Below are 12310 nucleotides of genomic sequence, written 5' to 3'. Positions count from 1 at the left end.
GCGGGGGGCGCATGGAGAAGGGGTTGCGCGACTTCGTCCGCAGCTGGTGGAACCAGCCGAACGACTTCGAGTGGCTCGTCCGGCATTTCCGTTCCCGGGGTCTGCTGCGACTGCACCAGGTGTTCATCGGTGCCTTCTCCCTCCTGTACGGCGCGATCGCGCTCCTGACGGCCGCGTTCGCCTATCTCGACGGCGGGAACGTCGCCGCCCCGGCGCTGGTGCTGGCGATCGCGGCCAGCTCGACGCTGCTCGGAGTGTGGTGGATCGTCGGGCCGTGGCCGACCGAACGGCAGTCGATCGCGTTCGCCGTGTACGCCGATCTGGCCGTCGTCGCGGTGATGGCCTGCTATCAGGACGCGTTCATCGCGATGCCGGGCCTCGCGCTGCTGGCGACCAACGGCATCTACATCGTCGTCGTGCACGGCCCGCGCGCGCTGCTGCTGCACCTGGCGTTCACCGCCGTGGTGCTCGGGGTGTGGTTCGGGTGGGCCGTCGCCCAGGCCACGATGCCGCTGTCGGTGGTGGCCGTGCGGCTGCTCGTGCTGCTCCCGCTCTCGGCGGTCCCCGTCATCGTGCAGTCCTATCTGCTGGCCCTGCGGATGGGTGCCGTCGACTCGATGCACGATCCGCTCACCCGGCTGTACAACCGCCGTGGTCTCGAGGTCCACGTCGACGATCTGGTGACCCCCGGCGGAACCCATCTCGGGGTGCTGGCCGTCGACATCGACAAGTTCAAGGCGATCAACGACGGGCACGGACACGACGTCGGAGACCGGGTGCTCGTCGCGGTGGCCGACGCGGCCCGGGACGCCGTCGCCGCCGTGGGGGTGCGGTCGGTGACCGCCCGCACCGGAGGCGAGGAGTTCGTCGTCGTGCTCGACGGGGGCCCGGAGTCGGTGCGCCGCGTCGCCAAGCTCCTGCACCTGATGGTGTCGCGGTGCGAGACCCCGGCGGTGCCGACCGTCAGCATCGGGGCGGCCACGGCCCCCCTCGGCGACGGGGACGTCGGCGCCCTGGTCCGCGACCTGATCGAGCGGGCCGACGCCGCGATGTACCGGGCCAAGCACCTCGGCGGCAATCAGACCGTCGCGTCCGGAGGCGCCGTTCGTGCCGACGAATGATGTCCCTGGTGCCACGATGGGTCGGTGACCCACCCGGCAGACCGCCACCTGCGCAGACTGAGCACCCCGCGGGCCGCGGCGTTCGCCGGTGTGCTGTTCGCGCTGCTGTTCGGTACCGCGCTCGTGCTGATCCGGCTCTCCCTGCCCGACGGGGACGCGCCGGGATCGCAGTGGAGCCCGGACCCCGTTGCGCACGGCTCGACCCACCTGTTGCGCATCGCGGTCGTGCTGATGCCGTTCTCCGGGATCGCGTTCCTCTGGTTCCTCGGGGTGGTCCGCGACGGGCTCGGCACCCTGGAGGACAAATTCTTCTCGACCGTGTTCCTCGGCAGCGGCCTGCTGTTCCTGGCCATGATCTTCGCCTCGACCGCGGTGGGCGCGGGGCTCATCGCGACGGCGGAGTTCGCCGGAGACGGGACCCGCACCGAGGTGACGGCGTTCGGGCACGCGCTGTTGATGGCGCTGTCCAACACCTATGCGCTGCGGATGGGGGCGGTCTTCATGATGTCGCTGGCCACCATCTGGTTGCGGACGCGGCTCATGCCGACGTGGCTGGTGGTGACGACCTACCTGGTGTCGGTGTGCGTCCTGGTGGCCAGTGACGTCAGCCGGTGGATGACCATCGCATTCCCGATCTGGGTGCTCGTGGTGAGCCTGCTGCTGCTGGTGCGGTCCGGGGTCATCGATCTTCCAGACTCAGAGCGCTCGCCGGGCACAGCTTGACCGCTTCGGCGGCCCGCTCGGCCTCCTCGCCGGTGACGTCGTCGTGCAGGATCTCGACGATTCCGTCGTCGTCCTGGTCGAAGACGTCGCCGGCGACCATCACGCAGTTGCCCGCCTGGATGCACAGCTCGCGATCGGCCGATACTTTCGTCACCAGCTCACCTCCAACGACTTCAGACCGTAGATGAAGTGGAACGACCGGAACTGCACATCGGCGAAGTCCTCGGCGAGACGCAGCCCGGGGAACCGGCGCAGCAGCGCCGGGAACGCGATCTGCATCTCCATCCGGGCCAGCGGCGCGCCGAGGCAGTGATGCACCCCGTGTCCGAACGCCAGGTGGCCCGCCGCCCCGCGGGTGATGTCGAATTCCTCTGCCCTGTCGATGAACTGGCCGTCCCGGTTGCCGCACGGCAGCGACGCGAACACCAGGTTGCCGGCCGGGATGGTCACGCCGGCGAGCTCGACCTCGGTGGTGGTGATCCGCGGGATCGACGTCTGCACGATCGACAGGTAGCGCAGCAGTTCCTCGATCGCCGGCGCGACGGCCCCGGGCTCGTCGCGCACGGTGACGAGCTGATCGGGATGCCGCAGCAGCGCGAGAACGCCGAGGGCCAGCATGTTCGACGTCGTCTCGTGCCCGGCGAGCAGCAGCAGCCCGGCGACCCCGATCAGCTCGTCGTCGGTCAGCTCGTCGCCGTGTTCGCGGACGAGCATGCCGAGGATGTCGTCGCCGGGCCGGACGCGGGCGCCCTCGACGAGGGAGGTCATGTAGGCGCGGCCCTCGCGCTGCAGTTCCAGACGTTCGGGGATCGGGATGGACAGGTCGAGCTGCCGGGCGCTGCGCCGCTGGAAGTCGTCCCGGTCGGCGTACGGAACGCCGAGCAGCTCACAGATCACCAGCGAGGGGATGGGCAGGGCGAAATGCTCGACGAGATCGGCGGGACTGCCGGCCGCGGCCAGCGCGTCGAGCTGCGCATCGACGATCTCCACGATGCGCGGCTGCAGCCGTTTCATCCGCCGATGCGTGAACTCCGGGGTCAGCATCCGGCGTAGCCGCTGGTGTTCGGGCGGGTCCAGGCCGAGCAGGTTGCCCGCCCGGTTGCGGGCCTGTTCGTCCTCGTCGATCGGCGGGGCGCCGGGGACGACGAACCCCGGTGGCCGCCCGTTGGAGAACCGCGCGTGATCCGACAGCACGGTCTTGATGTCGTCGTAGCGGGTGACGAGATACACCTGCATGCCGAACGCGTTGGTGACGGTGCGGACGCCCTCGCGATCGCGGATCTCACCGAGTTCCGGGATCGGGTCGAAGGCGTTCCGCCGCATGTGCAGTGGCGGTTGCCCGGGGGCGGCCTCACCGGTGGCCTGACTCATCTTTCGACGCTACCTGCCGGACAGGAAGTCCCCGATCAGCGCGTTGACGAGCGCGGGGTTCTCCAGGCCCGCAAGGTGTGCCACGCCATCGAGCACCACCATCTGCGCGCCGGGGATGGCCCTGGCCATCGCGGCTGTCTCGGCCACCGGGAACGTCGCGTCCTCGTCGCCGGCCACCACGAGCACCGGCGCCGTCACCTGCGACAGCAGGGCCCGCTGATCGGGACGGTCGGGGACGACGCTGCGGACCGCCCAGCGTGCCGAGCCCACGTCGACCGATTCCACCTGCGCGCGTACGGCGGCCACGACCCCGGGGCGGTCCCGGAAGGTCGTCGGTCCGAGGAAGGCCCGCAGCACCGAGCGGGTCAGCGGTGGCCGGATGCGGCCCGTCAGCCGGGCGGCCTGCAGGAGCAGGCCGTACTCCAGCTTCTGGCGCCGCCCGGCGGGGGAGGCGGTGCAGTTCATCAGCACCGCGCGCCGGGCCCGGTCGGGGTGGCGGGCCAGGAACGTTCCGCCGATCATGCCGCCCCACGAATTGCCCACCACGTGGGCCCGGTCGATGTGCAGGGCATCGAGGACCTCGACGATGCTCTGGGCGCACTGGTCGAAAGTGAAGGTGGTACAGAGCTTTTCGCTGAGGCCGTGACCGGGTGGGTCGATCAGGACCACCCGGTGGTCGGTACCGAAATGCTCGGCCTGCGCATGCCACATGTCGCCGGTCATCAGCAGGCTGGGCCAGAAGGCGATGGCCTCCCCGTGCGCGGGGCCGGCGCTACGGACGTGCAACCCCCCCAGCGCGGTGCGCACCGCGTGACTCTCCACGGGGGGAACGGTAGCCCTTCAGGGCAGGCCACCAGATCTTCGGTCCGATCAGCGTGAACAGCGCCGGGATGATCACCGTGCGCACCAGGAAGGTGTCGAGCAGGATGCCGAGGCCGACGATGATGCCGACCTGGGTGAGCACGATCAACGGCAGCACCCCCAGCACGCAGAACACCGCCGCGAGCACGATGCCCGCGCTGCTGATCACCGCCCCGGTGGCCGAGACGGCCCGCACGATGCCGTCCCGAGTGCCGTCCCTGGTGCCGTCGTCGGGGGTCTCCTCCCGCGCTCGGGTCACGAGGAAGATGGTGTAGTCGACCCCGAGCGCGACCAGGAACAGGAACGCGAACAGCGGAGCGGTGTTGTCGAGTCCCGGGAAGCCGAACAGGTGCACGCTGGCCCAGCCGCCGAGACCGAGGGCGGCCAGTGCGCTGAGCACGGTGACACCGACCAGGACCAGCGGTGCGAGCGCCGAACGGAGCAGCACGTACAGCACGAGCAGGACCACCACCAGGATGGCGGGCACGACGACCGCACGGTCGTGTCCGGCTGCTCCCGCGGCGTCCCGCGCGACGGCGTCGGATCCGCCGACGAGGGCGCCGGGGTCGGCGGCGTGCACCGAGTCGCGCAGCGCGTCAATGGTTTCGAACGCCGTGTCCGAGGCGGGCGCGGCGTCCAGCACGACTGACCACTGGCTCATCCCGTCCGGAGAGTCTCCGGCGGGGGTCGCCGACACGATCCCCGGGGTGTCGGTGATGGCGCGCTGCACCTGCGCGCTGCGGTCGGTCGATGCGATGACCCGGGTGGGATCGGTCAGACCGCTGGGGAAGTGCGCAGCCAATGTCTCGAACCCGCTGACGGATTCGGCTTCGACCCGGAACTGCTCGGTCTGCGAGAGGCCGACCGGTGTGGCGAACAGGCCGGTGCACAGTAGCGCGAGCGTTCCGAGGGACACCACGGCGACGCGGCCCGGTCGGCGCGCGACGGCCGCGGCCACCCGGTGCCACACGCCGGTGTCGGTCAGCGGGGTGGCGCCGACGGCAGGGATGAACGGCCAGAACAGTTTCCGGCCGAACAGGGCCAGCGCCGGCGGGAGCACCAGCAGGACGAACACCGCGGCGACGACCAGCCCGGCGGCGGCCTGCACACCCAGGCTGCGCGTGCTCGGCGACGAGGCGAACAGCAGGGTCAGCAGTGCCAGCACCACCGTGGCATTGCTGGCCACGATCGCCGGACCGGCGCGGCGGACCGCGGTGTCGAGGGCGTCCCGGTGAGAGGCGCTGCGGCCCAACTCTTCCCGATAGCGCGAAATCAACAGCAGCGCGTAGTTGGTGCCCGCGCCGAACACCAGCACGCTGGTGATGCCCGACGTCGAGCCGTCGGGGCTCATCCCGAGTCCCTCGGCCACGGCACTGCCGATGACGGACGCGACCCGGTCGGCGAACGCGATCACGAGCAGCGGCACCAGCCACAGCACCGGTGAGCGGTAGGTCACGATCAGCAGCAGTGCCACCACGGCCGCAGTGACCGCCAGCAGCGTGAAATTCGCGCCGGAGAACGAATTCGCGATGTCGGCGCCGAACGCGGGTCCACCGGTCACCTGTGTGCGGAGGTCGTCGGGGAGCTTCTCGGCGGCGGTCGCACGCAACTCCGTGACCGTGTCGGTGAGGTCGAAGCCGGAGAGCTCCGCCGACAGCGGCACCACCACGATCGCGGCCTGCCCGTCCTCGGACAGTTGCGGCGGCGGGCCCGGGAACGCCGAGGTGACCGCGCCCAGGTCCGAGGGGGTCAGGCGGGCGTCGTCGGTGCGGGTGACCACCAGGATCGCCGGAACCTGGTCGCCACCGGGGAAGCTGCTGCGGACCGCGTCGGCGCGGGCGGACTCGGAGGCCGGCGGCACGGCCACCGGGGACTGCTCGGCGGAGTCCCCGCTGCCGAGCAACCCCAGCAGGGCGCCGGACGCGAGGACGATGACGACGGCGATCAGCCACGAGAAGCGACGGCTCATGCAGCCAATATTTCAGATGATTAACAATTAAGCAATTGAAACTTCGGCTAGGCTGACGACGTGCACGACGACGACCGCGCGGCTCTGGAGGCGCTGATGGCTGCCGACCTGCGGGCGCTCACGGCCGCATCCGACGCGGTCGGTCAGACGTTCGCGGCCCGGCACGCGGTGACCGCCAACGACTTCCGGGCGCTGCTGCACGTCACGGTCGCCGAGGGTTCCGGGCGCCCGCTGACCGCGGGGGAGCTGCGGCAGCGGATGGGGGTGTCCGCCGCCGCGATCACCTATCTGGTGGAGCGGATGGTCGACTCCGGGCATCTGCTGCGCGACGTCGACCCCGCCGATCGGCGTCGCGTGAAACTGCGGATGTCCGACCACGGCATGGAGGTCGCCCGCGGATTCTTCACGCCGCTCGCCGAACACGCGCACACCAGCATGGCCGACCTGTCGGACGAGGACCTGCGGGCCGCCCACCGGGTGTTCACCGCGCTCGGCGCCGCGATGCAGACGTTCCTCGCCGAGCTCGGACCCCGGTAGGCCCCAGCGCACCAGCGCGACCGTTTCTCACTCCCGGTTGAGGGTCGCCTCCTCCAGATCGAGGCCGTGCAGCATGGCCCGCAGCACCTCGTCGTCGATGGTGCCGCGGTCGCGTTCGGCGATGAACGCCGCGCGTTCGGCGGCCAGCATCTCCAGGCGCAGGGTGCGGAACACGCCCATCGGGGATTCCGAGCGGGTGTCGTCGACTCGCTGCCACCCCGCCTGACGCCGCCGGGCGTTCCACGCCCGCAGGACGTCGGCGGCGTGCTCGTCGACGTCGGGGGCACCTCCGGCGAGCAATGCGTCGAGACGATCCGCGGCCGCCTGGCCGGCCTTGTCCCGGGCTGCCGCCGCAGCCAGCGCGTCGGCGCGCTCCTGGGCGCCCCGGGTGTCGAGCCGGCGGATCAACCACGGCAGCGTCAGCCCGTGCAGCAACAGCGTGCCGACCACGACGACGAACGTCAGGAACACGATGTGGGGCCGTCCGGGGAAATCGGCCCCGCCCAGCGTCGTCAGCGGCACACCGAACGCCGCGGCCAGCGACACCACGCCGCGCATGCCGGCCCAGGCGACGATGAACACCTGCCCGGGTGCCGGGGCGGGCTCGGCGGCGCGGACCCGTGCCGAGAGCAGCCTCGGCAGGTAGGCGAACGGATACACCCAGACGATCCGTACGGCGATGACCGTCGCGAGAACCGCGACCGAGGACGTCACGATGACCGCCGCCGAGATCCCCCGCAGCCCCTCGACCACTGCCGGCAGCTGCAGGCCGATCAGCAGGAACGCGAACGACTCCAGCACCAGCTGGACCGCTTTCCACACCGCGGCGTCCTGCAGGCGCGCGGCGTAACCGGCCCGCGTCGCGCGCTGTCCGCTGAGTAGCGCGGCGACCACGACGGCCAGTACCCCGGACCCGTGGATCTCCTCGGCGGCCAGGTAGACCAGGAACGGGGCGACCAGCCCGATCGCGCTCTCGACCAGCGGATCGTCGAGACGCGAACGGATGAACACGATGAGCTGGCCGAGCACGTAGCCGGCGGTGACGCCGCCGACCAGGGCGAGCCCGAAGGTCTGCAGGCCCGCCTGCCAGGTGGCGGTCGCGCCGATGGTCGCGGCGAGGGCCACCTTGTAGGCGGTCAGCGCGGTGGCGTCGTTGAGCAGGCTCTCACCGCCCAGCAGCGTCATGGTCCGCCGCGGGAGGCCGAGCCGGCGGCCGATGGCGCCGGCCGACACGGCGTCGGGCGGCGCGACGATCGCGCCCAGTACGAACGCCGCGGCGACCGTCAGCTCGGGCACCGTCCGGTAGGCGACGAACCCGACGACGGCGGTGGTCACCAGCGGCAGCCCGACGGCGAGCAGCCCGATCGCGCGCTTGTTGGCGCGCAGGCTCACATAGCTGCTTTCAAGCCCCGCCGACCACAACAGTGGTGGCAGCAGCACGTAGAGCACCATGTCGGGGTCGAGTTCGAGCTCCAGGATCCGCCCTACCCCGGGGATCAGCCCCACCGCCAGCCCGGCCACGACCAGGAACAGCGGTGAGGACAGGTCGTAGCGGCGGGCCACGGCTGCCAGCAGGACCGACACCGCGAGGATCGCCAGCAGCGAGGCACTCATGTTCCGATTCTGTCGCCCGGTCTGGCAGGCTGAAAATCGATGAGCGATTTGGAGACACCGCACGCCCGCGAGACGGTGATGCTGCTGGGTGCCGGTGAGCGCAGCCACGAGCTCGCGTCGGCCTTCCAGCGCCTGGGCGCCCACGTCGTGACGGTGGACGCCGCGACCGATGCGTCGTCGCTGACCGCCGCGATCGACGAGGCGGCTCCGCGCTACGTCGTCGTCGACGCGGAGTCGGTGCCGACCGACACCCTGATCGCCGTCGCCGAGCGCGACGGCGTGGAGGTGTTCCCGACCCCGAGGGCGGCCCGCCTGGCGCTCGACGGCGAAGGTCTGCGGCGGCTGGCGGCCGACGAGCTGGGCCTGCCGACCGCGCCGTTCTGGTTCGCCGGCTCGGTCGAGGAGCTCACCGCGGTCGCGCAGCACGCGGGTTTCCCGCTCGTGGTCAAGCCGCTCGCGGCGGCCCCGGGCGAGGGCGAGTCGGTGCTGGTGCGGCCCGAGGACGTGGAGCCCGCCTGGCGTAGCGCGGTCGCGGGCGGGAAGCTCAGCATGCAGCGTGTCCTGGCCGAGACGGTGGTCGAGGTCGACGCCGAGGTGACCCTGCTGACGGTGCGCACCACCGGACCCGCGGGCCCCACCGTGTCGTTCTGTGAGCCGATCGGGCACCGTCAGACCGGCGGCGAGGCGCTGGAAGCCTGGCAGCCGCAACAGCTTTCGGCCACTGCGCTGGACTCGGCGAAGTCGATCGCGGCGCGCATCGTCAACTCTCTCGGGGGTCGCGGGGTGTTCGCGGTGGAGGTGCTGGTGCGCGGCGACGAGGTGTACTTCTCCGATGTGCGGCCGCGTCTGCAGGACGCCGGGCTGGTGACGTTGCGCTCGCAGCGGCTGTCCCAGTTCGAACTGCACGCCAGGGCCGTCCTCGGCCTGCCCGTGGACACCATCATGATCTCGCCGGGAGCCGTCGAGGTGACCCGCGCTCAGGACGGCGCCGCCGCGCCCGCGCCCGGTGACCTGCGGGTGGTGCTGGCCGACGCCCTCGCCGTCGCCGAGAGCGACGTTCGGGTGTTCCCCGACGCGGAGGGCACGCTGGGCCTGTCGCTGGCGACCGCGCCCGATCCGATCGTGGCCCGCGACCGCGCCCGGCGGGTCGCCGCGGCGCTGCGCAAGCTGTGGGTGGCCGGATGAGCGCGAAATCGGGGAAGCCGGGCGCCGACGACGCCGACGACAGGTCGAGTGGATCGGCCATCGCGCCGTTCCTGGGCGCCCTGGCAATCATTGTCGCCGTCGTGATCGGAATCTGGCTGATCAACATATTCTCCGGTGACGACCTGACCGACGCGCAGCAGATCGCGCGCGCCGCGTCGGGGCAGAACGATGCCCTGCAGCGCGAGAGCTACCAGGATTTCCAGGCGTTCACCTGCGCCGCGCAGCAGGGTGACGAGGCGAAGGTCCTTGACGCGCAACGCGAGTCGGAGGCCAGCCGAGGGGCGCGCTACGTCGACAAGGTGGACGCCGTGGCGGTCGAGGGCGACCGGGCCACCGCCGACATCACCTACTACTTCGAGGGTGACCGCGACGCCAAGGAGACGGTCGAGATGACCTTCGCCCGCGAGGACGGGGCCTGGAAGGTCTGTTCGACCGGTCCCAGTTAGCTATGGAACACTGCAGTTCGTGAGCTATGCCGGAGACATCACGCCTGAGGAGGCGTGGAAGCTGCTGAGCGAGAACCCCGATGCGGTGCTCGTCGACTGTCGGACCGACGCCGAATGGCGCTTCGTCGGGCTCCCCGACCTGTCCTCGCTGCAGCGCGACGTCGTCTGCATCGAGTGGAACCGCACCGACGGCAGCCGCAACGACGGTTTCGTCGAGGACCTGAAGGCCGCGGGGATCGCTGCGGGCGAGCGGCCGGTCGTGTTCCTGTGCCGCTCCGGCAACCGGTCGATCGGTGCGGCCGAAGCGGCCACCGAGGCCGGTATCGCACCGTCCTACAACATCCTGGACGGATTCGAGGGGAACCTCGACGAGAGCAAGCATCGCGGCGGCACCGGCTGGAAGGCCGTCGGACTCCCCTGGGTCCAGTCGTGAGCGCGGACGCCGACGGGGTGCCGTCGGTTCCGTCGGTTCGCATCCCCACCGCCCTTCCTGAGGGGGTCAGCCAGGCCACGATCGGGGCGCGCGGCGGGCTGCTGAGGTCGGGTTTCGAGGAGACCGCCGAGGCGATGTACCTGACGTCCGGTTACGTCTACGAGTCGGCCGCCGACGCCGAGAAGGCGTTCACCGGCGAGATCGACCGCTACGTGTACTCGCGCTACGGCAATCCGACGATCTCGATGTTCGAGGAGCGGCTGCGTCTGCTCGAAGGCGCCCCCGCCTGCTTCGCGACGTCGACGGGGATGTCGGCGGTCTTCACCGCGCTGGGCGCGCTGCTCGCCGCCGGTGACCGCCTGGTGGCCGCGCGCAGCCTCTTCGGGTCCTGCTTCGTGGTCTGCAACGAGATCCTGCCGCGCTGGGGCGTGGAGACGGTGTTCGTCGACGGCGAGGATCTCGACCAGTGGGAGGAGGCACTGTCTGTTCCCACCCAGGCGGTGTTCTTCGAGACACCGTCGAACCCGATGCAGTCGCTGGTCGACGTCGCCGCGGTGTGCGACCTCGCGCACGCGGCCGGGGCAAAGGTCGTGCTGGACAACGTGTTCGCCACCCCGATCCTGCAGCAGGGGATGCCGCTGGGCGCCGACGTGGTGGTGTACTCCGGCACCAAGCACATCGACGGGCAGGGCCGCGTGCTCGGCGGCGCGATCCTGGGCGACAAGGACTACATCGACGGGCCCGTCCAGAAGCTGATGCGCCACACCGGGCCCGCGCTGAGTCCGTTCAACGCGTGGACGCTGCTCAAGGGACTCGAGACACTGGCTCTGCGAGTGCAGCACCAGACGGCCTCGGCGCACCGCATCGCCGAGTTCCTGGAGGGCCATTCCGGGGTGAGCTGGGCGAAATACCCCTTCCTGGAGTCGCATCCGCAATACGACCTCGCCAAGCGGCAGATGACGGGCGGTGGCACCGTGGTGACGTTCGAACTGGACGGCGGCACCAAGGAGCGCGCGTTCGAGGTGCTCGACAAGCTCCAGATCGTCGACATCTCGAACAACCTCGGCGACTCCAAGTCGCTGATCACCCACCCCGCCACCACCACCCACCGCGCGATGGGCCCCGAGGGGCGCGCCGCGATCGGGTTGGGCGACGGCGTCGTGCGCATCTCGGTCGGCCTGGAGGGCACCGACGATCTCATCGCCGACCTCGACAGAGCTCTGGGCTGAGTGTCCCGGGGTTCGGACGCGAAGAAGGCGCGCCGTAAGAAGCGCCAGAGCGTCCGCGACCGCACCTGGCTGCCGGCAGGCGTCGCCGAAGAACTCGAAATCGCTTCGCAGCTGGAAGAATTCGACGCCCGGCTGACCGAACGCGGGTGGGAGTTCTCCGACGACGTCGACGACGAGACCGGCGTGGTGTGGTACTGGCCTGCCTCGCACGCCGATGCGGAGGTCCCCGACGAGTCCGTCGACGTCACGGTGATCCTGCTGACCCCCGAGGACGGCGGCGAGACCGCCCACGTCGTGTTCGTGGGCTCCTCGGACGATTACCAGTTCAACCTCGAGGAGCTGTTCGAGTACCTCGATGCGATCGAGGCCTACCGGATCGGCGAGCCCCTCCCGGTGTTCGGCTAGCTGTACTGACCACGGACGTTGGTGACGGCGTGGTGAGGTGACAAGACGAAGACCTCCGAGTGGAGTGCGAGCTGTCTAGGAACGCTCACCAATCTCGGAGGTCTTCGTGGTTCACCGTAATGCCCCCTTGTCCGAAACCGGTCGTCTGCGGCTAGCGCAATGCGTCGTCGACGACGGATGGTCGCGTCGGCGGGCTGCCGAACGCTTTCAGGTGTCGGTCACCACCGTCTGTCGCTGGGTCGACCGCTACCTCAAGCTGGGTAAGGCCGGCATGGCCGACCGCAGCTCGCGGCCCCACCACAGCCCCAACCGCACCCCGATGCGGACCGAGCGACGCATCATCGGCGTGCGCGTCACCCGCCGCTGGGGGCCGGCCCGGATCGCCTACTTGCTGA

14 protein-coding genes are annotated in these 12310 nt (G+C 70.5%); 9 read left to right on the top strand and 5 right to left on the bottom strand.

The genetic code is table 11. The features are described from left to right. Positions 1 to 11 precede the first annotated feature (11 nt). Both FHR72_RS00070 and FHR72_RS00065 read left to right on the top strand, forming a co-directional pair. On the top strand, positions 12 to 1121 hold the full coding sequence (locus FHR72_RS00070; RefSeq protein ID WP_183465815.1) for a GGDEF domain-containing protein: 1110 nt from the start codon (positions 12 to 14) through the stop codon (positions 1119 to 1121). Positions 1122 to 1145: 24 nt separating this feature from the next. Beyond that, the gene (locus tag FHR72_RS00065; protein WP_183465813.1) at positions 1146 to 1844 is read left to right on the top strand and encodes a hypothetical protein; all 699 of its coding nucleotides are present in this window, start codon (positions 1146 to 1148) and stop codon (positions 1842 to 1844) included. Here FHR72_RS00065 and FHR72_RS00060 read toward each other — a convergent pair. The 4 genes from FHR72_RS00060 to FHR72_RS00045 are packed head-to-tail and all read right to left on the bottom strand — an operon-like array spanning position 1801 to position 6045. Continuing rightward, positions 1801 to 1998, bottom strand: coding sequence for a ferredoxin (locus FHR72_RS00060; protein WP_183465811.1), 198 nt, complete (start codon positions 1996 to 1998; stop codon positions 1801 to 1803). The genes FHR72_RS00065 and FHR72_RS00060 overlap by 44 nt on opposite strands. Then, the gene (locus FHR72_RS00055; protein ID WP_183465809.1) at positions 1995 to 3215 is read right to left on the bottom strand and encodes a cytochrome P450; all 1221 of its coding nucleotides are present in this window, start codon (positions 3213 to 3215) and stop codon (positions 1995 to 1997) included. Before FHR72_RS00055 ends, FHR72_RS00060 begins: the two co-directional genes overlap by 4 nt. Positions 3216 to 3224: 9 nt before the next feature. Further along, positions 3225 to 4037, bottom strand: a complete 813-nt coding sequence (locus FHR72_RS00050) for an alpha/beta fold hydrolase (protein ID WP_311736002.1) — start codon at positions 4035 to 4037, stop codon at positions 3225 to 3227. Next, positions 3988 to 6045 carry an MMPL family transporter gene (locus FHR72_RS00045; protein WP_183465807.1) on the bottom strand — a complete coding sequence of 686 codons (2058 nt, stop codon included), beginning with the start codon at positions 6043 to 6045 and terminating at the stop codon, positions 3988 to 3990. The genes FHR72_RS00050 and FHR72_RS00045 overlap by 50 nt, the downstream gene beginning before the upstream one ends. A 60-nt stretch (positions 6046 to 6105) precedes the next feature. Between FHR72_RS00045 and FHR72_RS00040 the strand changes: the two genes are divergently transcribed. After that, positions 6106 to 6582, top strand: a complete 477-nt coding sequence (locus FHR72_RS00040; RefSeq protein ID WP_183465805.1) for a MarR family winged helix-turn-helix transcriptional regulator — start codon at positions 6106 to 6108, stop codon at positions 6580 to 6582. 27 nt (positions 6583 to 6609) lie between these two features. Here the strand turns inward: FHR72_RS00040 and FHR72_RS00035 are convergent, their stop codons facing one another. Beyond that, positions 6610 to 8196: a Na+/H+ antiporter gene (locus FHR72_RS00035; protein WP_183465804.1), complete on the bottom strand. Its 1587-nt coding sequence runs from the start codon at positions 8194 to 8196 to the stop codon at positions 6610 to 6612. 39 nt (positions 8197 to 8235) lie between these two features. On the opposite strand from FHR72_RS00035, the gene purT reads away from it, so the two are divergent. The 6 genes from purT to FHR72_RS00005 all read left to right on the top strand — a co-directional run. Beyond that, entirely contained in the window at positions 8236 to 9381 is a 1146-nt protein-coding gene (gene purT / locus FHR72_RS00030) for a formate-dependent phosphoribosylglycinamide formyltransferase (protein ID WP_183465802.1), read from the top strand. Next, on the top strand, positions 9378 to 9848 hold the full coding sequence (locus FHR72_RS00025; RefSeq protein WP_183465800.1) for an Rv0361 family membrane protein: 471 nt from the start codon (positions 9378 to 9380) through the stop codon (positions 9846 to 9848). Before purT ends, FHR72_RS00025 begins: the two co-directional genes overlap by 4 nt. A 19-nt stretch (positions 9849 to 9867) precedes the next feature. Beyond that, positions 9868 to 10281, top strand: coding sequence for a rhodanese-like domain-containing protein (locus FHR72_RS00020; RefSeq protein WP_183465798.1), 414 nt, complete (start codon positions 9868 to 9870; stop codon positions 10279 to 10281). A 17-nt stretch (positions 10282 to 10298) separates the two neighbouring features. After that, entirely contained in the window at positions 10299 to 11510 is a 1212-nt protein-coding gene (locus tag FHR72_RS00015) for an O-succinylhomoserine sulfhydrylase (RefSeq protein ID WP_183466533.1), read from the top strand. Continuing rightward, positions 11511 to 11915 (top strand): hypothetical protein, encoded by a 405-nt coding sequence (locus tag FHR72_RS00010; RefSeq protein WP_183465797.1) that lies wholly within the window; start codon positions 11511 to 11513, stop codon positions 11913 to 11915. A 106-nt stretch (positions 11916 to 12021) separates the two neighbouring features. Further along, positions 12022 to 12310: leucine zipper domain-containing protein (locus FHR72_RS00005; RefSeq protein ID WP_183465795.1), on the top strand; the 289-nt coding region annotated here is incomplete at its 3' end.

The sequence above is a fragment of the Mycolicibacterium iranicum genome (genome assembly GCF_014190915.1).
Classification (GTDB): Bacteria; Actinomycetota; Actinomycetes; order Mycobacteriales; family Mycobacteriaceae; genus Mycobacterium; species Mycobacterium iranicum_B.
Note: the sequence above shows the minus strand (reverse complement) of the source record. Positions and strands in the feature narration are given on the sequence as shown.